The following is a 19,939-nucleotide window of genomic DNA, read 5'->3' as shown; positions in this document are numbered from 1 at the left end:
TTCATACGCGGCAGCACCACCGCAACGCAAAACGACTCACGTGGCGCCGCGTGCATCGCTTCTGCCGCTTTCCATCGCGACCACGCGGTTCTTCCCGTCGCGTTTGGCGCGATAGAGCGCGAGGTCGGCGGCCTCGATCAGCGTCGTCATCGGCGCGTCGAGCGCAGGAACCTGCGTCGCACAGCCGACGCTGATCGTCACTTGCTGGCCCGACGACGAGCCCGCGTGCGGAATACGCAATGCCTCCACATGAAGCCGGATTTTCTCGGCGAGCAGGCGCGTGCCGCCCGCCGACGTACCCGGCAGCACGACCGCGAACTCTTCGCCGCCGAAACGCGCCGCGAGATCGCCGGGCCGCCCGAGGCAGCTTTCCACGGTCGACGCGATCTGCTTGAGCACTTCGTCGCCCGCCACGTGGCCGTACGTGTCGTTATAAGGCTTGAAGCTGTCGACGTCGATCATCAGCATCGAGACTTCGGTTTGCGCCCGTATTCCGCGCCGCCATTCGGCGTTCAGATAGTCGTCCAGATAACGGCGGTTCGACAGGCCCGTCAAACCATCCGATTGCGTGAGCTTGCGCAGTTCGAGATTGGCTTCGAGCAATTGCTGCTGCGATTCGCGCAGCGCGCGATAGGCCTGGTCACGTTGCAGCAGATTCACGTACGAGCGCGAGTGATAGCGGATGCGCGCGACGAGTTCGATACGATCGGGCAGCTTGACGAGGTAATCGTTCGCGCCTGCCGCGAAGGCCGCGCTCTTGATGGCGGGCTCCTCTTTCGTCGACAGCACGATGATGGGCACGTCGCGCAGCCTCGCGTTCGAACGGTACGCCTTGACGAGCGTGAGGCCGTCGATGCCCGGCATCACCAGATCCTGCAGGATCACCGTGGGTCGCGTGTCGGTCGCCGCGCGGATCGCGTCGTCGGCGCTCGCGCAATAGTGCAGGTCGATGCCGTCCTCGTTCGCGAACGCGCGGCGTACGGCTTCCGCGACGATCGCCTGGTCGTCGACGAGCAACACCATGATGGGCACGTCCGATAGCGCAGCTGTTTCCAGCGCGGCGCGCGCGGCGTCGAGCGCGGCGTTCGCGCGATCAGCCGACGTCGATGTGGTTCCCCCCTGGTCCCGTGCCCCGATTTGATCGAAGTCCATGTGTGTCCCCCTGTTGGAATAGCCTGCCATGCCCCGTCTCTGTCCTTGGCTGCGTGCCGCCCCTGTTCTGGATTCGCTGCTGTCATCGCCAGTGTCAGCCTCGTGCGAACGTTGCCAGATGGTCGGCGATGCCGCCGAGCGGCACGATCCGCAGGGCCGCGCCGAGCGCCGTGGCGGCCTTCGGCATGCCGTAGACAGCACTCGTCGCTTCGTCTTGCGCAATCGTGTCGTAGCCCTTCGCGCGCATCGCCTTCAGTCCGATTGCCCCGTCGCGGCCCATGCCCGTCAGCAGTACGCCGAGTGACTCGCCGGGCCAATGCTCGACGACGCTGTGAAAGAACACGTCGACGGAAGGACGATAGGGCAGATCGGCAGGTTCGCGAGTGTAGTGCAGCGCGCCGTGTTGTGTCAGCAGCATGTGATCATTCGTTGCCGCGAGCAGCGCGACGCCCGCGCACGGGACATCACCCTCGCGTGCCGTGCGCACGGTGAGCGGGGTCTGTCCGTCGAGCCACTGCGCCATGCCGTCGGCGAACACCTTGTCGACATGCTGGACGATCACGATGGGCGCCGCGAACGATGCGGGCAGACTGCCCAGCACGGTCGCGAGCGCGGCGGGGCCGCCCGCCGACGCGCCGATCGCGACGAGCCGCTGCGCATCGTGCCTGAGCGGCGCGCGAGCCGTGTGCAGCGGCGCCGTCGGCTTGTCCATCAGCCGGCCGATCTGGTCGATCTTCTGCAGCAGCAACTGCGCGCTATCGTTCACGCCGCGCTCGGTCAGCGTCGGCGTATCGACGGCGTCGAGCGCACCCGCGCCCATTGCCTCGTAGACGCGCCAGGTATTCGCGCCGACGCTGCTCGTCACGATCAGGATCGGGCAGGGCGTGCGCGCCATGATGCGGCGCGTCGCCTCAACGCCATCGAGCTTCGGCATGATGAGATCCATCAGCACGACGTCGGGCGTGTGCGCGGCGCAGAAATCGACGGCCTCTTCGCCATCGGCGGCGACCCAAAGCACGCGATGCTCCGGGCGCAGCGCGATCACGCGGCGTAGCGCGTCGACGGCGAGTGGCAGGTCGTTGGCGATGCCGATGTTCATGCCGGGTTTCTCATGCGTTCGCCTCGCCGATCAGGTCGCGTACGGCATCGAGCAGCGCTTCGTCATGAAAGGAGCCCTTCGCGAGATAGTAGTCCGCGCCGGCTTCGAGTCCGCGTCGCCGGTCCTCGTCACGGTCCTTGTACGACACGATCATCACGGGCACGGGCTTGAATACGGGGTCGCGCTTGATCAGCGTGACGAGCTCGATGCCGTCCATGCGCGGCATGTCGATATCGGTGACGACGAGATCGAACGTGCCATTTGTCACGTTATGCAGCGCGTTCCAGCCGTCCATGCCGTCGACGGCCACGGTGACGGCGTAGCCGCGCTTTTCCAGCAGCTTGCGTTCGAGTTCGCGCACCGTCAACGAATCTTCGACGACGAGCACATGCTTTCGCTGCCGCACGGCGACGTTGTGCGCGCGGCCGATCCTGTCGAGCTGGCCGCCGCGCACGAGCTTGTCGACGGAGCGCAGCAGGTCGTCGACATCGACGATCAGCACGGCGTCACCGTTTTCCATCAGCGCGCCTGCGGCGATGTCCCTGATCTTGCCGAGGCGCGAGTCAAGCGGCTGCACGACGAGCATCCGCTCGCCAAGCAAGCGGTCGACGGCAATTCCATAGGTCTCGTGCTCGTCGCCGATCACGACCACGGCCACTGACTCGCGCGCCTGATCCGGGGTCGGCGTGCCGAGCAGCTGATGCGCGGTGACGAGCCCGATGGGCTTGCCATCGAATGCGAAATGCTGCTGGCCTTCGAGCATGTCGATGTCGGCTCGCGCGAGTTCGCGCGTGCGGCGCACATGCGCGAGCGGAAACGCGTACGCCTCGCCGCCCACTTCGACGAGGAGGCTGCGCACCACCGACAGCGTGAGCGGCAACTGCATCACGAACCGCGAGCCGCGGCCCGATTCATTGAAGATGCGCACGGTGCCGCGCACGCTCTTGAGCATTTCGTGCACGGCGTCGAGTCCCACGCCGCGCCCCGATAGGTCCGTCACGTGCTCGCGCATCGAAAAGCCCGGTAGCAGCAGGAAGTCGAGCAGTTCCTGTTCGGACAGGCGCGCGGCTGTCTCTGCATCGGCGAGCTTGCGCCGGATCACCGACGCACGGACGTTGTCGAGATCGATGCCCGCGCCATCGTCGCTGACGCTGATCAGCAGCCTGCCTGCGCTGTGGCGCGCTTCCAGCGTCACGATGGCTTCGGCGGGCTTGCCGCGCGCGAGACGTTCGTCGGGCGTCTCGATGCCGTGATCGATCGCATTGCGCAGCAGATGGCCGAGCGGCGCGTCGAGCAGATCGAGAATGTCGCGGTCCACCTGAGTCGACGTTCCGACGATCTCGAACCTCATGCGCTTGCCAAGCGAACGCGCGAGATCGCGCACGACGCGTGGATACGCATGCGTCGCATCGCCGAACGGACGCATCCGGCATTGCAGCGCTTCGTCGTAGAGCAGCTGCGCAAGGTTGGCGCTGCTGCGCTCGTAATGGTCGAGTTCGTCGATGCGCGCGCCGAGCGCATGCTGCATCCGGTGGAGCGCGGTGCACACGTCTGCGAGCGCGGACAGCGCGGTGTCGTCGAGATGCCCGGCGAGCGTGTCATAGAGCGCATCGAGCGCGAGCGACGTGTCGCGCTGCGTGCGCTTCATGCGCAGCATCGACGCCGCGAACGGCTTGAGCCAGCGCGATTCGACGAGCACCTCGCCGGACAGGCCGAGCACGCGATCGAGGTTCGCGGCGCGCACGCGCAGCATGCGGTCGGGGTGGCGCGCGGCGGCGTGCGTGGCCGCGTGTGTGGCCGCATGTGGCGGTGGCGCGTCGTCTTCGTCGGCGGCATGTGGTGTGTCGGGTTCGTCGGTTGTCTGCGGGGTCTCCGACAACTCCGGCGTCGCGGCATCCTGCTGTTGCGCGAGCGCTTCGGCCTGCAACTGGGCCTGGAGTTGCGCATAGGTATCGACGCCGTCGCCCGCTTGCACTTTGTCGCCGCCCGTTTGTTCGCGCGCGGCGCTTCCGGGCGACGATAGCCGCCTCACGAACGCGTCGATATCCGCGCGCGTGACGGGTGCGTCCCGTTTCGCTTCGCCCACGCGCAACAGCAGGTCGACCCCGCGCAGCAGCACGTCGATATGCGCGGGCGTCAGCGTGAGTTCACCGCGTTGCGCGCCGACGAAGCACTCTTCCATCAGATGCGCGATATCGACGCCATCCTGCAAGCCGATGATGCGGGCCGCGCCCTTGAGCGAATGCGCGGCGCGCATGCATGTTTCGAGCGCGGGGGCGTCGGTGGGCCGCTGTTCGAGCGCGAGCAGCCCGTCGGAGAGCACACGCGTCTGCGTGCCCGCCTCTTCGCGGAACAGTTCGAGCAGCGACTGGCGACTCAGGTCGTCATCCGTCATCGCAGGCTCCGGGCGATCGAATCGAAAAGCCGCGCGGGATCGAGCAGGCCGATGGTCCTGTCACGCCGTGCGAGCACGCCGCGCGCGTGCGCGGCCGTTGCACGCGCAAGCGTCGCGGGCACGGGAAGCAGCGCGGCCTCCGCATAGCGGACGACGCCCTCGACTTCATCGACGGGAAACGCAACGGGCTCGCTGTCGCGCGCCGCGACCAGCATGCGCGCATAGCCATTGCGAGCGGATTGTCTTGCATCGGCGGCGTGGTCCATGTTCAGCAGTTCCCCGAGCGAGACGGCAATGGTCAGCGCACCGCGTACGTTGACGACGCCGAGCACCGCGCGTGTGCGCCGGTGCGGCAGCGAATGGATCGCACGGATGACGTCGACCTCGCGCAGCACGGATGTCGGCAGCGCGAGCCATTCGCCCGCGATGCGAAAGGCGAGGGCGGACTGCGTCGCCGCGTCTTCGCGCGATGCGTGCACGCGGCTCGTTTCGTCGTCCGTCGGCGTGCCCGCGTGAGCACGCTGTGCGAGCTCGGCGCTCAAGGGCCGGTCGAGCAGTCGCGCGGCGCCTTGCTCGAAGACGGGACAGTTCAGGCAGCGCGCATGCTCGGCGAGGCGCGGACAGCTCTTGTCGCCGCGCGTGCCGATGCGGTTCCAGCAGTCGTCGACGCGCAACGGCAGACTTGCGATATCAGGAGCGCCGTGAAGCATGGAATCCTCGTGAAGGTTGCGGCTCGTCGGCTGCCGCTTGCGCCACTTGCGACGCGCGGGCCGCCGAGCGTTGCGCGCGCAGCATCAGGTTGTGCGCGCCCGCCTGGTCGCCGCCGATCGCGAGCAACGCGGCCAGATGCGTGAGCGCTTCGTAATGCGCCGGGTCCAGATACAGCGCCTTGCGATAGAAGTCGGCGGCGTCGGCGCTGCGGCCGCGCGCATCGGCGATCAGGCCCAGCAGATAAAACGCGTCGAGATCCGGACCATGCAGGACCGCGTGCTTGTGCGCGAGACGCTCCGCTTCGTCGAACTCGCCTGCGTCGGCGTGACGGCGTGCGGCGTCGAGCGATCTGTCGGCGGTGGGTCTGGCGGGTTGCACCGCTTGCGTCGCGTGTGAAGCTTGCGATGGACGCGCAGCGGGTGACGCGGACGCGTGACGCGCACGAGGCTGTTTCGCGGCGTCGCGCCGTGCGGCGCCGTACGCGGGCGCATGCTGCCGTAGCGGTGCGCCGAACGGCGGCACGGCGCGCGGCGCGGCGTTGGCCGCCTTCGGCGCAGTCTGCCTGACCGCGCGCACCGCGCCTGTTTCCTCAGGCGTGCTGCGCCGGAAAGCAAAGGCGAGCGGAATGTGTGCCGATGTCATCGCGTGCCGCATCATCAGTCCCGTTTCCGCTGGGCCGACGAAGATCGTGCCGCCGTCGGAGAGGTTTGCGTCGAGCAGACGGATCGCGCGGTCCTGCGCTTCGCGGTCGAAATAGATCAGGACGTTGCGGCAGAAAATGAAGTCGTAGGGCGCCTGTGTAATCGCGGGCAACTCGAAGAGATTCGCCTGCGAGAAGCGCACCGTCTGACGCATGCGCTCGTTCAGTTGCCACCCGTCTTCCAACGCGGCGAAATGCCGGTCGCGATACGCGAGCGGATGGCCGCGAAACGAATTGCGCCCATAGATGCCGGCGCGCGCATACTCGATCACGCGCGCGCTGATGTCGAACGCGTCGATCATGAAGCGGTTTTCGCCGATGCCGTCGTCGAGCAATGTCATCGCGATCGTGTACGGCTCTTCGCCCGTCGAACACGGCAGGCTTAACACGCGCAGCACATGCATCGGGTCGCGCACGAGCCGTTCGTTCGCGAGCCGCGCGAGCGCGAAGTACGCTTCGCGATCGCGATAGAACCATGTCTCCGGCACGACGAGCGCTTCGATCAGAGCCTGGCGCTCGTCGGGCGACATCGTCAGCTGCTGCCAGTATGCTTCGATTTCGGCGGGATCGACGGACACGCTCGTGTCGTGCGCCGCTGTGCCCAGACGCGTTACCCGCACGCGTTCGAGCACGCCGCGCTCGAGCGCATTGACGCCCAGCGACGATGCGTCGATACCCGTCTCCCGCAACAGCCAGGATTCGAAGCGCGGCACAACGGCATTCGCGGCATTCATCGCGTTTGAGTTTCTGGTTGCGGGAAGAGAAGGGCCTTCACGTCGTCGTCGAGCATCTGCTGCACGTCGACCCACTGGATCATGCCGAGCTCGTCGCTGACCACGGGGCCGAGCCAGCGTGCGTGCGGCGTCGCGATGCCGCTGTCGGCGAAGCGCTCGCATTCGATGCGGCGCGTCTGCGTCGCGTGTTCGACGATCAGGCCCAGCAGCCGCGACGGCGTGTCGGCGTCGCATTCCCGCGCATCGCGGTAGCGGACCAGCACGAGCCGCGTCGAGCGCCATTGCTGCGATGGCCGGCCGAGCGCAAGCTGCGCGAGATCGATGACGGGTACGGGCTCGCCATGCCGCTCGATCACGCCCGCGACCCACGCGGGCGCGCCCGGGATCGCCTTGGCGGCCGTCAGCGCCTGCACTTCGACAACGTCGGCGGCATCGAGCGCATAGCGGTCGCGGTCGAGTTCGAAGAGAAGGAAGAGCATCGCGATCACCGTATCAGACGTGCCGCGCGCGCGTGAGCAGATGTCGTCACGCTTCGATCTTGAAGCGCGAGACGCCCGTGCGCAGTTGGTTCGCAACGAGCGTCAGATCGTCGATGGCCTGCGACGACTGGCGCAGCGAGTCCGCCGTCTGCTGCGCGGCTTCCGACAGCTGAGACAGTGCCTGTGTGATCTGCTCGGCGCTCGTCGCCTGCGTGTGCATGCCTTCGTTGACGAGCTGGAAGCGCGGCGCCAGTGTCTGCACTTCCTGGATGATCTGCGACAGCTGCTCGCTCACCTGCTGCACGTCGCGCATGCCGCGCCGCACTTCTTCGGAGAACTTGTCCATGCCCATCACGCCCGCCGAGACGGCCGACTGGATCTCCTTTACGGTCTGTTCGATGTCGTAGGTGGCGACGGCCGTCTGGTCCGCGAGGCGGCGGATTTCCGTTGCGACGACGGCAAAGCCGCGGCCATATTCGCCCGCCTTTTCGGCCTCGATCGCCGCGTTCAGCGACAGCAGGTTCGTCTGGTCCGCGACCTTCGTGATCGTCGCGACCACCTGATTGATGTTGACAGCCTTTTCGTTGAGGATCGCGAGCTTCGCATTCACGGAGCCCGCCGCGTCCATCACGCTGCGCATCGTGTCTTCCATGCGAGTGAGCCCGCTCTGGCTCGCGCCCGCGAGCGTCGCCGACTGGTCCGCGACAGCCGATACTTCATTCATCGTGCGCAGCAGATCCCGCGAGGTCGCGAAAATCTCACGCGAGGTCGCGCCGATCTCCGTCGTCGTCGCGGCTGTTTCGGTGGCGGTCGCCTGCTGTTCCTTCGACGTCGCCGCAATCTCGGCGACGGAAGTCGTCACCTGCAGCGACGACTTCTGCGCCTGGGCGACGAGGCTGTTCAGTTCCTCGGCCATCCGGTTGAAGCCGGCCTCGAGCGTGCCGAATTCGTCGCGGCGGCCGAGCTTCAGGCGCTGCGTCAGATTGCCCGTGCGCATTACGTTATGCACTTCGACGAGGCTCGCCATGGGCACGGTGATCGCGCGATGCAGCGCATAGCCCGTGAGCAGCGCGACGAGCAGCGTGATGCCGAGTGCCGTCGCGAGCGTGATTTCGGTGCCCGTCACCGAATCGCGGATCGCTTTGGCGGAGTCGTCCGCCTGTGTCCGGTTCTCGCTGACGAGTTCGTTCGCCGCGCGCATGACGCCGTCCCACGCCGGCAAGAGCTTGACGAACGCGGCCTGTCCCTCGGACTTCGAGGTCGGCGCGATGCGCATCGCCTCGTTCAGTTGCAGCTGGTATTGGTCCCATGCAGCCTTGAAGGTACGAAAGTGCGCGCGGTCCTCGTCGCGAAAGAGGGTGCTCTGGTACTCGGCCGACACCTGATCGAGCTGGCGCAGCAACTGTGGCACTCGCTCGAGATCGCGCGTCATCGCGTCTTCGCTGCTCTCGACGAAGAGCGCGCGTTCGAGCGTCGTATAGCTCTCGTTGGCCGTCGCGCGCAGCGTGGTCGCGAGATAGAGGCCGGGCACGGAGTCACGGCCCATGCTGAGCGCTTCGTCGTCCATTACGCGCAGCCGCGTCCAGGAGAGCGCGGCCATCACCAGCATCAGCACGAACAGCGCGCCGAAGCTCAGCAGGATCCGGTTGCCGAGCGTGAAGCGGTCTGCGTGCTTTGGATCGGGCAAGATGGTGTCGCCGGTGCGTGACGTCGCAGTGGCCATGGTCGAGGACTCTCTCGTTGAAGTTTCTGGGCGGCGCACGGAATGGTGATCGTCCGGACGGCCCACGTCGAAGTGGTAGCGGAAATTGCAACGAGACTACACGACTCCCCGGCGATGCATTACCTCAAAAAGTAGGCGGAACCGATGCCAGTTCGGTGATTTGAAAGAAGGCTGGGCGGCTGGTCGCCAACAACAATCTGGGGCTGGACGGGGTGGTACGGAAAACGAAAAAACAGGAAGTGCGCCGGCACCCCCAGTGACAGTGCAGGAATGCCTTCACCGCCATGAACTGATGAACGCGGTGGGCAAGGTGGCTTCGCGATACCGACCGAGCGGATTGAATCGCTCTACCTGATGGACGTAGCATCTCTTGAACAAGCAAGGCTCCAGCGCGGTGGCCGCACTGGAATAATCGGTCGACCGGTCTGTCCTTTCCTACCCCATGGATGAGGATATTCAAGTTCGGCTCGAGCAAAAGGAGCCAGCGTAATGTTGTTCGCGAGTTTGATCGGTAGGTACCACTTCTGACGTTATTCAATTGATGATGTGCAAACAATCTGGCGCCTGGTCCTTTACCGTATAGCGGTTGACGTATGCCCACGCTGATCAGCATATTCCGTCGCGGACGTGTCACTTTTGAATGCGCTAACGGCACCAGCATTCGCTGGCCGACAAATCGACGCATTATTGTTGCCGTCCGCTTCGGATCGTTCTAAACAGGCTTGACGGCGTGGGAATTCAGTTCGCGGTTTTGATGAAATGGTAATGCATCATCGTGACGGTAGGAATCATGCGAATCCGATTAATTTCCTTTTAAAGATCGCATTCTTTTCGCCGATAAGAATATTAGTGGCATTTACTCCATTTCCGCGTTATCGCTGCGCGATTTTTAATCATAACTGCGTCAATAACAAAAAGGGCCGGTCGTGCAATTTCTGAAAAATCTGAAGGTAGTTTCCCAGCTCGTACTGGGTTTTGCCGCTGTTATCGTTCTGATGGTCGGGCTCGGTGTCTTCTGCCTGATCGAGATGAGCGGTGAAAATGCGCGTGTCGCAGAGTTCCGCGACAACTGGTTGCCAAGTGTGCGCAGCAGCCTGCAGATGCAGGCCGGCCTGCGACAGACACGGATCAATGAATACCGTGCAGCCAGCAGCCAGAGTCCGGCGTCCATCCAGGAGGCCGAGGCGCGGATTGACGCCGGCCTGGCAGAATACCGCAGTGCTGCCGCCGAATATGAAAAGCTCGTCAGTGAGCCAGACGAAAAAACCGCCTACGCCAATATCCAGACACTGATGCCGCAATACGTCGACCTTGATCGACAGGTGCGAGCGCTGGCCAGAGAGGGCAAGGCGACGGAAGCGATGGCCCTGCTGACTGGCAGGTCGTCTACAGTTCGCGACGCCCTAGAAAAGGACGTCAGGACGATAGTGGAGGTCAATGTGGCGGGGGCTGCACGCGAGGGGGAGGCAGCGAGCAACGCGTACTCGCGGACAATTGCTCTCGCGATCGGGTTGATCATCGCGGCTGCGATAGTGGCGCTCGGTGTGGCGCTGTTCATTGCGCGCGGTCTGGCGAGACAGCTCGGCGGCGAGCCTCGGAATGCAGCGAGTCTCGCCGGCGAGATTGCGGGCGGCAACCTGCGCATCGGGGTTCCCTTGAAGGTGGGGGACCGCTCCAGCCTGATGTTCTCGCTGGGAACCATGAAGGACCAGCTGACTGTCATCGTGCAGGGCATCAAGACGTCCAGCGAGTCGATCTCTGTTGCTGCGGGCGAGATTGCGCAGGGCAACACCGATCTGTCGCAGCGCACGGAAGAACAGGCGGCATCCCTCGAGGAAACCGCATCGAGCATGCAGGAATTGACCGCCACGGTCCGCCAGAACGCCGACAATGCGAAGCAGGCGACCGTGCTCGCCACCACCGCATCGGCAATCGCGCAACGTGGCGGTGAGGTGGTCGGGCGCGTGGTCGAAACCATGCACGGTATCTCGGACAGCTCCAGCAAGATCACCGAGATTATCGGCGTGATCGAGGGTATTGCCTTTCAGACCAACATCCTCGCGCTTAACGCCGCCGTCGAGGCAGCTCGCGCTGGCGAACAGGGGCGCGGATTTGCAGTAGTGGCAGGTGAAGTTCGCACGCTTGCCCAGCGCAGCGCTACGGCGGCGAAGGAGATCAAGGAGCTGATTGGCGAATCGGTCACGCGGGTCGAAGCAGGCTCACGGCTCGTTGAAGAGGCGGGTGGCACAATACGCGAAATTGTTCAGTCGGTGAAACGTGTGACCGACATCATGGGTGAAATCTCGTCGGCATCCGAAGAACAGAGCACTGGCATCGAGCAGGTCAACCAGGCTGTCACGCAGATGGATGAGGTCACCCAGCAGAATGCCGCCCTGGTCGAAGAAGCGTCAGCCGCGGCTCAGTCGATGGCTCAGCAGGCGCAGGTACTCCGCGAAGCAGTCGCAGTGTTCCAGGTTGGCGGCACCGGATCAGCCGGCGAATGGTCCGCCATGACAGCAGGTCGGGCGGCCGCGAGAGCGACGGCGGGGACGCCTGCAAAACCGCTGCAGGCGCCTCGCGTGCACGGCACCGCGACGGAACCGGCCGCAACCCGCTCAGCTCACGCCGGAGCGGAGCACGAATGGCAAACGTTCTGATTGTTCGCCGGGGAAAATAGAGTTGGCGAGTCAGGCGGCGGGTGAGGGGCATGTGGTCAGGACGCCTCGCTCGCTCGGCGGGACCCGATCCCGGCCGGCTGCGACCAATTGGGGTATTCGTCCGTTTAGTTTTGTACTACAGCCGTGTGCGACTCCTGTCGCCGTCCGGCGAACGCAACGGCGGGAAATCGGCGTTCAGCGCTGTACGCGCATCGCGAAGGATCGCACTGGAACACGCTATGGGGTCTCTGGTTCCAGCACGACACTGATATTGACGGTGTTTTGGAGGTTCCCGCGGAGCGGCGTTCGGCACTGATGCTGGATCGTGGCGCATACTGACGAATTGCAGGTATGCCCATTGCTGCCTGGCCAGGATGGCAGCCGGTTCTGGCGGTATCGGGCATTTCCCCGTCGGAACCGATTTGACAGGCCAGGCGCCTGGGGCGCCTGGCCTCTTTTGTCCGGCGTCGCCTCGGTCCCGCAGCGTTCCTGGAACCGCGCTCATCGTCTGTCGAGATTTCGATCAGCCGTTTGGCCGTGAAATCGCACCGATCGTCACGCGCTAACATCTGTCACAAGTCATCTCTGAATCCTGACGCCGGTATAACGCAAAAGCGCATTGCTGGTGGCTGTGCCGGCCTTTCGTGGGCTGTGACGGCAGGGCGCCGAGCAAGTTCGATTGCCATACGGCAGTCAGCAGGATCGCTTGTCAGGCTCACCGTCCAGGTCCTGCGTACAGCATCCGCTCAGTCGACGCTATCGGCTTCCAGTTTTCCCACACGCCTGTATCCGGAGAGCCGGTTGTACAGCGTCTTCAGGCTGATGCAGAGAATCTCGGCGGCGCGCGTCTTCACGCCGCTGCACTGCTCGAGCGTGGCGAGAATCAGCTGACGGTCGGCTTCCGCCAGCGACGTGCCGAACGGAATCGTGATCGCCGTGCCCGCCGTCGGCTTCGACAGCGAGATCTGCAGCGGCACGGTCGCCGTGCTGTCCGAATCGGCGCTCGACATGATGTGCGCGCGCTGCACGTAATTCTTCAGCTCGCGCACGTTGCCCGGCCACGGATACGACATCAGCATCTCGCGCACGGCGGGCGGGAAATGCTTCTTCGTGCCGTGCTGCTCGTTGAGGTCGTCGAGGAACGATTGCGCGAGCAGTTCGACGTCCTTGCCGCGCTCGCGCAGCGGCGGCCGGCTGATCGGAAACACGTTGAGCCGGTGATACAGGTCGAGCCGCAGCTTGCCTTCCAGCACCGCCTGCTCGGGATCACGGTTGGTCGCGGCGATCAGGCGCACATCCGTTTCGATTTCCTTCGTCGTGCCGACGCGCATGAACATGCCCGTCTCCAGCACGCGCAGCAGCTTCACCTGCAATTCGATCGGCATTTCGGTGATTTCGTCGAGGAACAGCGTGCCGCCGTTCGCGCGTTCGAAATAGCCCTTGTGCTGCCGGTCTGCGCCCGTGAACGCGCCGCGCTCGTGGCCGAACATCTCCGATTCGATCAGGTTCGGCGAGATCGCGCCGCAATTCACCGCGAGAAACGCATGCTTGCGGCGCAGGCTCAGCTGATGCAGCGTCTGCGCGGCCACTTCCTTGCCCGTGCCCGATTCGCCGACGAGCATCACGGAGGCCGCCGTCGGCGCGACGCGGCTGATCTGGTCGTACACCTGCTGCATGACAGGCGAATTGCCGAGCATCAGGCCGAAGCGGCCCATGCGGCGCAGCTCGCCGCGCAGCGTGCCGCGATCTCGGCCTTCAGATCGCCGGCGCGCGGCAGGCGGTTCAGGATCGACTTTACGCGCTGCATGTTGATCGGCTTCACCAGGTAGTCGGCGGCGCCCATCTTCAGCGCGCTCACGGCCGATTCGACCGTCGCGTGACCCGTGATCATGACGAACTCGACGCCCGAGCGCGGACCGAGTTCCTCGAACAGATCGACGCCCGTGCCATCGGGCAGCTTCAGATCGGTGAACACGACATCGGGCATCTGCCGCACGAGTTGCATGCGCGTCTCGCGCAGATCACCCGCCGTGGCCGTCGTCAGCCCGTCTTCCGCGATGATCGCCGCAAGCGCATCGCGGGTATCTCGTCATCGACTACAAGTGCGTGGGCCATCGGGACAAAAAAATCAGCAGTGACGTGTGTTTGCAGGACAATGCCGCAGAGTCGCGTCCGCGGCTTTCGCCTTGCCGGTTGTCGCGGCAAACGAAGCGTCTGTGGCAACGGCGGCGGCATCCTGCGTGTGCCCGCCGGGCACCAAGCTTCTGGCTGGTTGTTTCGCGGCTTTGGCGGACACGGGGTCAGGGAGTGCAGTGCGTCGTCTGCCGGTAACCAGCTGCGTACGGTGGTGAGCCCCCCGCAGGATTGCATTTCAACGCAGCCACCGTGCGCCCGTACGATCTCGCGCACGATGTACAGTCCCAGCCCGACGCCTTTGCCGACCCGGCCGGCCGACGTAGTCTGCGCAGTGCGACGCAGCGGATCGAAGACGGTGGCCGGTACATCGGGCGCGGATCGTCGGTCGCGCTCACATGAGCCTCCGTCCGGTTCATGAGCCCGGCGGGCCCGCATCGGACAGGTCGCGCGCGACGCTCAGCTCCCCGCGATGCGCCGCACCGTTTTCGCGATCCACGCAAGCAGCCCGTTGCGCACAACGACCCGCGCGATCGTGCGAGGACCAATTACCAGTGATCCGACAAGTACCGCTGCGAGCAGCGTGACGTTCGGCGCGGTCGATACCAGATCTTTTATGCGCATCAGCAACGAAGGCCTGCTGCGAATCTCATGCACGAGTGCCGTTTTGCGTGCATCCAGCAGATTCGAGCGCGATACGGCCATCCGTTCCAGCACGACGGATTCGGCCTCCGCGAGCGCCGCCAGCCGCGAAGTCATTTCAATGCCTCCCTGATCGTTTGCAGGTCCCGGCGGATTTCGTCCTCCAATACGCGGAAAGAGCGTGCCGGCTTTTGTGCCTGAACGGCGATGAAGGAAATCACGCATAGCAACAGCCACATCCCCGCGATCGCCCACGACACATGCAGAAAGTACGGCGTGTTCAATGCCGTCGCGATGATCGCGATGCAGAAGAACGATAGCGCGAACAGTCCCGCGACCGCGAGCGCGACGAGCGCAATCAGTTCGCGCACGAGCTGGGCGCGGGCCTGCGCCAGTTCAATCGGGATGAGTTCCCCGTAGTCCGCCATCCGGTGCGTGCAGAACCGGCTCACGGCGGCCCACTGGTTCACTTTGGATCGAATCGACATCGTAGCGCCCCCATGCACAGCCTGCGGCTTCAAGCGTCACGCACGTGCGGGTTCATACGTCGCGGTTAGATGCCCATAGCGCGCCAAGTACGAAGCCGATCGCAGCCGCCGCGGCCAGCACCGCAAGCGGGCTGGACGACATTGCATCGCGCGCGAGGTCGCTCGTATCCGCGCAGATCTGCTGCGCCTTGCCGCGCAACTCGCCCGCCTTGCCTTTAAGCTGCATCCCAACGTCGCCTGCGAGTGAGCTAATCGTTTCCTCCAAGTTTCCCGCAGTTTCGCCCAGCATGCCTTCCGTTCTGGTCGTCTCCATTTGTCACTCCCTGGTTGGTCCGGCTAGCGGTACGCCGTCAACAATGGCCACGCTGAATGCGCGTGCAACGCCAGCAACGTTGACCGAGCCCGCATCGACGCGCCGGACTGTGACGGCTGCTCAGCAAGCATCGGACCCGACGACTTCCATTGCGTCACCGGCGCATTCTTTTGTATGCGTCGGGCAGATCGACGGCCAGCCCTGTCAAAAACCGGGAAGGTGCCGAGGTATTGCCAGCAGCCAGGTCACCGCTTTCTTCGCTACTGCACTGGGCCGGCCGATTTGCAACTTCTTGCCGGGCTGGCGGACGTCGTCCAACGCTTTATCGGCGGGGTGCGCCATCAGCTCCTTTTTGCGCTGATGCGTCAACCGGTTGCTGGGAGCGTATTGAACCATGGTTGCGCACCTTGTGGCGCGTGTCACCGACGAAGGTTCGGCCTGTGGCGGTCTACCGCCATTCAGCGTTCAGGAGATCCGCCGGCTACTGTGTCGACGGAGACGGCGAACGCTCCACTCCAATGAGCATGTGATGGCATGGTCAATGTGGCGGCGCGACATCAGTGCCGCGTCCAGCAATCCCTACAGCGACGACGCGATGGCGTGCCTCGGGCATACTTCCCCTGAAATTTCGCCTTCCAGCAGGTCGCATATAAACTCGACCCAAAGAGTTCGAATACATCGAAGTGTTCTATAACCGCAATCGTCGTCATTCTTCTTCAAGGTAGGGACAGTCAGTCGCGCATATCGGGCGCTCGATAGCTACACCAGCGCGCGGTTGCGTCGGTGGTTACGTACCAAGCACAAAGTAAGACGTCGCAGGGGCGGGAGCTATCCACCCTCGCACCTCTACGGGTACTTTGGTCTCGTTCGTCTACAGGGGCCTTGGCAGTGACTAGCCGTGTACGAAGGCGTGATGTCTTGTCCGAGAGCCGGATGCGATATGTGGTGCCGGCTCAAATGTGGTCTTGCGGGGACGGGACGAGGTTCGTCATCGTTGTATGCCGATTGAAGGCCACATAAATTATCGCCGGCGTAGCGTGGGAGATCCGAAGGTTTACTCGGAGATCCGATCATGTTCGGTACGTTGTTTCATTACCCTCGTGTACTGGCTCGTCATCGCAATGGTCCATCGGCCGATGATCGAGAACGCTATCTCGCACACTGCGCACAGGGTGGTGCGGCCCATTCAACACTGTTGGGCCTTGCCCCTGAACTCCTGGCAATCTCGCGGCGTATCACGCTCGACGATGGACGGTTGATTACGTCTGCGGAGGTTGAGATGGCAGCCGGCCGCTGGGTTCGTTACCAGCGACGGCATCAGCGAATCCTGAAGGGAAGGCTCAGTAGGGAACGGTTTATCCAGACCGCCACAGTCTGGCTTCGCTTCCTGAATCGACTACAGGAGCAACAATCGGACACGCCACCTTTTGCCGATCTGGTTCAACAGTTTGACAGCTACCTGCGCGAGGAGCGCGGTCTGTCGTCACACACGATCCACAATCGATGCTGGCACGTTCAGGCATTTTTGTGCTGGCTCAGCGAACAAGGAAGCAGCATCGGCGACATGCGGCTCGAACAGGTCGACGCCTTTTTTGCACTGAGACGAATGCAGGGCTGGTCCCGGGTATCGATGGCCAGCCTTGCGGGCGCGCTGCGAAGTTTCCTCCGCTACGCCGGTGAGCAAACCTGGTGCTCGAAGACACTCGCCGCCGGTATCGAGGGACCGCGTCTGTTCAGCCACGAGACGCTTCCAGTCGGTCCGAAGTGGGAAGACGTGCAGCGACTCATTCGCAGCGCCGACACAGACAGTCCCCATGATATCCGGGACCGCGCCATCCTGTTGCTCCTGGCGGTCTACGGACTGAGAAGGGGGGAAGTCGTTGCCCTGACCCTTGACGATGTGGACTGGGAACATGACATCCTTCACGTCAGCCATCCCAAGCAGCGGAGCAAGCAGGACTACCCGCTTGCAGCCGAGGTAGGTGAAGCAATTCTGCGGTATCTGGAACTGGTGCGACCTCATATTGTCTCGCGCTCGTTGTTTCTCACCATACGGGCCCCGTTCCGTCCGCTCGCGCCTACTAGTCTGCACTACCTGGTCAACCGACGATTGCGGGTTCTGAATATCAATTGCCGTCGTAGTGGACCGCATTCACTTCGACACGCGTGCGCGACCCGCCTCGTGGCCGAAGGGCTCTCACTCAAGGAAATCGGTGACCACCTGGGTCATCGCAGCGCCTATGCAACGCGCACCTATGCCAAGGTCGATCTGCCTGGCCTGAGGCAGGTTGCAAACTTTGCCCTGGGAGACCTGCTATGAAACTGACTGAGGCGGTCGCCGCGTACGTGGCCTACAAACAGTCACTGGGGATGCGCTTTGCCACTGAGGCGCGTACCTTGAAGTCCTTTTATCGAACGCTCGGCGACATCGATATGTGCGAGGTCGACGCAGATCGTGTCTATACGTTCCTTGCCGGCAAGGGTCCCCTCACGGCTTTCTGGCATCGCAAGCTCAGTGCGCTGCGCGGCTTCTACCGCTTTGCCATTGCTCGCAGTTACACCAACAGTTCGCCATTACCATTAACGGTACCAAGGGAACCCCGAACCTTCGTGCCGTACATCTATTCGCGAGAAGAGATGAAGCGTCTACTGGCGGCGACGGCGGATCGTGAGCGCTGCAATCTGTCATCGCTAACCTGCCGGACGCTCCTACTACTGCTCTATGGTACCGGGCTTCGCATCGGCGAGGCTGTCGGTCTGAATATGGCGGATGTGGATCTGGACTCTGGAATCCTTTGCATCCGTGAAACCAAGTTCTACAGGACACGGCTGGTGCCGACCGGATCAGATCTGACATCGGTGCTGGTTCAGTATGCCGCCGAACGCAACAAATGGCCGCCGCTCAACCCCGACGCTGCCTTCCTGCTGACCAAACGCGGACAGCGCCTGTCCAGAGCCGGCGCCGAGTATGCCTTCAAACAATTGCGTGAACGCGCACAGGTACGTCGTAACGATGGCGCGCGGTATCAACCACGACTTCATGACCTTCGGCATACCTATACGGTTACCCGGCTGGTCTCCTGGTATCGCGAAGGCGCCGATGTGCAACGCCTGCTACCTCAGCTGGCAACCTATCTTGGTCACGTGCATATTGGTGCCACCCAGCACTACCTGACCATGACGCCAGAGCTGCTGCGGGAGGCGAGCTTACGTTTCGAGCGCTACGCCCGGGGAGGCGACGATCATGCGTGACACAACCCTTCTTGGACCTTGGGTCCGGCGCTTCCTGCTCGAGCACCTGATCGACGAGCGGAACCTCGCTCGCAACACCCAGCAGAGCTACCGTGACACCCTGTGCCAACTGATCCCTTTCGTTTCAACTCGAGCCCACAAACCGGTTGACCGGCTGGCAATGACAGATGTATCGGCCGAGATCGTCCGGGACTTCCTCTCAGACATCGAAGTCTGTCGCGGATGCAGCGTCGCGACGCGGAATCAGCGCCTGGCGGCTATCCATGCCTTAGCCCGATTCGTCGGCGAGCACAGCCCGGAACATGTTCAATGGTGCGCCCAGCTGCGCTGCATCCCCTACAAGAAGACTACAAGACAGGTGGTACCCTATCTCGACAAACCTGAAATGGATGCGCTCCTCGCTTGTCCAGATCGACGTACGTCTCAAGGTCGCCGTGACTACGCCCTGTTGCTGTTTCTCTACAATGCCGGCGCTCGGGCGGACGAGGTGGCCCACCTGACCATCGGCAACGTCGATGCGATCTCCAGCAGCGTGAGCGTTCTAGGCAAGGGACGGAAACCGCGCCGGTGTCCGTTGTGGCCCGATACCGTACAAGAGTTGTGCAACCTCGCTGGCCAACGTCCACCGCAGGAACGGGTATTCCTCAATCGCTGTGGACAACCACTGACGCGTTTCGGCATTCACGCGGTCGTAGAGCGTTACGCTGTCAAGGCGCGATCCAAGATGCCCTCGCTTGCATCCAAACGCGTCAGCCCGCACAGCATTAGACATTCAACTGCGACCCACTTGCTTCGATCCGGTGTCGATATCAACACCGTACGGGCGTGGCTTGGTCATGTTTCCATCGACACGACCAACGTTTACGCCGAAATTGATTTGGAAACGAAGGCTAACGCCCTGGCACGGCTTACTATCCCCAGCGATCGAATGGCGAACAGGCGGTGGGCCAATGATCCCGCGCTGATGGCGTTTCTCAGGTCCTTGCAGCAGGCTTTTTATGTGGCGTTCAGCCGGCCGGATCCTGTGAGGATCGCGGCTCGGGCGCCGCAAGGCCACATTTGAGCCGGCACCACATATCGCATCAAATGAGTTCGATCACATTTGATGCGGGAGATCTGCCTGTCCGGTTCGATGAGCGGGTTGTGGAAACGGGGTTAAGGCAAGGATACTCGGGCGCCGCCAAACGAAAGGGGCGGCAACAGACAAACCGAACCTAATGCTACCGCGCCACAACTCGACTCTACCGGTTGTACCTGCTGAGCAATGACTCCGCAAAGCGGTCACTGGCCTAGGGGACTGTTTTCGAGCGGCGGCTTAGGTGCAGGCGGCTGAATGCGAGCCTGTCAGATTTTTAGTGTGCCGAGGTCATGAGACGATAACGGAAATAACGTCCTATGACCGAAGCAACAGTGACCAAGAAGAGCAAGAACCCGAAGGCGCCGAAGCTGTTCCCCGATGAG

General features: G+C 63.3%; 15 protein-coding genes and 4 pseudogenes. 6 read left to right on the top strand and 13 right to left on the bottom strand.

All coding sequences use genetic code 11. The features are described 5' to 3' along the window. Positions 1–36: 36 nt before the first annotated feature. The 7 genes from AB4Y32_RS38770 to AB4Y32_RS38740 form a co-directional block, all read right to left on the bottom strand. On the bottom strand, positions 37–1,152 hold the full coding sequence (locus tag AB4Y32_RS38770; RefSeq protein WP_368726328.1) for a diguanylate cyclase: 1,116 nt from the start codon (positions 1,150–1,152) through the stop codon (positions 37–39). Positions 1,153–1,246: 94 nt separating this feature from the next. Then, positions 1,247–2,251 carry a chemotaxis response regulator protein-glutamate methylesterase gene (locus AB4Y32_RS38765; protein ID WP_368726327.1) on the bottom strand — a complete coding sequence of 335 codons (1,005 nt, stop codon included), beginning with the start codon at positions 2,249–2,251 and terminating at the stop codon, positions 1,247–1,249. A 10-nt stretch (positions 2,252–2,261) separates the two neighbouring features. After that, positions 2,262–4,646: a hybrid sensor histidine kinase/response regulator gene (locus tag AB4Y32_RS38760; protein ID WP_368726326.1), complete on the bottom strand. Its 2,385-nt coding sequence runs from the start codon at positions 4,644–4,646 to the stop codon at positions 2,262–2,264. Next, on the bottom strand, positions 4,643–5,356 hold the full coding sequence (locus AB4Y32_RS38755) for a chemotaxis protein CheW (protein ID WP_368726325.1): 714 nt from the start codon (positions 5,354–5,356) through the stop codon (positions 4,643–4,645). Before AB4Y32_RS38755 ends, AB4Y32_RS38760 begins: the two co-directional genes overlap by 4 nt. After that, positions 5,337–6,791 (bottom strand): CheR family methyltransferase, encoded by a 1,455-nt coding sequence (locus AB4Y32_RS38750; protein ID WP_368726324.1) that lies wholly within the window; start codon positions 6,789–6,791, stop codon positions 5,337–5,339. The genes AB4Y32_RS38755 and AB4Y32_RS38750 overlap by 20 nt, the downstream gene beginning before the upstream one ends. After that, on the bottom strand, positions 6,788–7,270 hold the full coding sequence (locus AB4Y32_RS38745; protein WP_368726323.1) for a chemotaxis protein CheW: 483 nt from the start codon (positions 7,268–7,270) through the stop codon (positions 6,788–6,790). Before AB4Y32_RS38745 ends, AB4Y32_RS38750 begins: the two co-directional genes overlap by 4 nt. A 46-nt stretch (positions 7,271–7,316) precedes the next feature. Then, positions 7,317–8,993, bottom strand: a complete 1,677-nt coding sequence (locus AB4Y32_RS38740; protein WP_368726322.1) for a methyl-accepting chemotaxis protein — start codon at positions 8,991–8,993, stop codon at positions 7,317–7,319. 926 nt (positions 8,994–9,919) lie between these two features. Between AB4Y32_RS38740 and AB4Y32_RS38735 the strand changes: the two genes are divergently transcribed. Then, a complete protein-coding gene (locus AB4Y32_RS38735) occupies positions 9,920–11,650 on the top strand; it encodes a methyl-accepting chemotaxis protein (protein WP_368726321.1) in 1,731 nt (576 codons plus the stop codon). A 746-nt stretch (positions 11,651–12,396) separates the two neighbouring features. Here AB4Y32_RS38735 and AB4Y32_RS38730 read toward each other — a convergent pair. From AB4Y32_RS38730 to AB4Y32_RS38705, 6 genes and pseudogenes are all read right to left on the bottom strand, one after another. Beyond that, a pseudogene (locus tag AB4Y32_RS38730) lies at positions 12,397–13,765 on the bottom strand (sigma-54-dependent transcriptional regulator). A 219-nt stretch (positions 13,766–13,984) separates the two neighbouring features. Beyond that, positions 13,985–14,221, bottom strand: a pseudogene (locus tag AB4Y32_RS38725) (ATP-binding protein); the annotation flags it as partial. 21 nt (positions 14,222–14,242) lie between these two features. Continuing rightward, on the bottom strand, positions 14,243–14,542 hold the full coding sequence (locus tag AB4Y32_RS38720) for a hypothetical protein (RefSeq protein WP_368726320.1): 300 nt from the start codon (positions 14,540–14,542) through the stop codon (positions 14,243–14,245). Beyond that, positions 14,539–14,913, bottom strand: a complete 375-nt coding sequence (locus tag AB4Y32_RS38715; RefSeq protein ID WP_368726319.1) for a phage holin family protein — start codon at positions 14,911–14,913, stop codon at positions 14,539–14,541. The genes AB4Y32_RS38720 and AB4Y32_RS38715 overlap by 4 nt, the downstream gene beginning before the upstream one ends. 52 nt (positions 14,914–14,965) lie before the next feature. Next, a complete protein-coding gene (locus AB4Y32_RS38710) occupies positions 14,966–15,226 on the bottom strand; it encodes a CsbD family protein (protein WP_368726318.1) in 261 nt (86 codons plus the stop codon). Positions 15,227–15,430: 204 nt separating this feature from the next. After that, positions 15,431–15,622 carry a hypothetical protein gene (locus tag AB4Y32_RS38705; RefSeq protein WP_368726317.1) on the bottom strand — a complete coding sequence of 64 codons (192 nt, stop codon included), beginning with the start codon at positions 15,620–15,622 and terminating at the stop codon, positions 15,431–15,433. Positions 15,623–15,950: 328 nt separating this feature from the next. Here AB4Y32_RS38705 and AB4Y32_RS38700 point away from each other — a divergent pair. The 5 genes and pseudogenes from AB4Y32_RS38700 to AB4Y32_RS40825 form a co-directional block, all read left to right on the top strand. Next, a pseudogene (locus AB4Y32_RS38700) lies at positions 15,951–16,118 on the top strand (group II intron reverse transcriptase/maturase); the annotation flags it as partial. Positions 16,119–16,298: 180 nt separating this feature from the next. After that, a complete protein-coding gene (locus AB4Y32_RS38695; protein WP_368726316.1) occupies positions 16,299–17,546 on the top strand; it encodes a tyrosine-type recombinase/integrase in 1,248 nt (415 codons plus the stop codon). Further along, complete coding sequence (locus tag AB4Y32_RS38690; protein ID WP_368726315.1) at positions 17,543–18,478, top strand: tyrosine-type recombinase/integrase; 936 nt, start codon at positions 17,543–17,545, stop codon at positions 18,476–18,478. Before AB4Y32_RS38695 ends, AB4Y32_RS38690 begins: the two co-directional genes overlap by 4 nt. Further along, complete coding sequence (locus AB4Y32_RS38685) at positions 18,471–19,541, top strand: tyrosine-type recombinase/integrase (protein ID WP_368726314.1); 1,071 nt, start codon at positions 18,471–18,473, stop codon at positions 19,539–19,541. The genes AB4Y32_RS38690 and AB4Y32_RS38685 overlap by 8 nt, the downstream gene beginning before the upstream one ends. Before the next feature lie 332 nt (positions 19,542–19,873). After that, positions 19,874–19,939: pseudogene (locus AB4Y32_RS40825) on the top strand (transposase); the annotation flags it as partial.

The organism is Paraburkholderia phymatum (assembly GCF_040965635.1).
Classification (GTDB): domain Bacteria; phylum Pseudomonadota; class Gammaproteobacteria; order Burkholderiales; family Burkholderiaceae; genus Paraburkholderia; species Paraburkholderia phymatum_B.
Note: the sequence above shows the minus strand (reverse complement) of the source record. Positions and strands in the feature narration are given on the sequence as shown.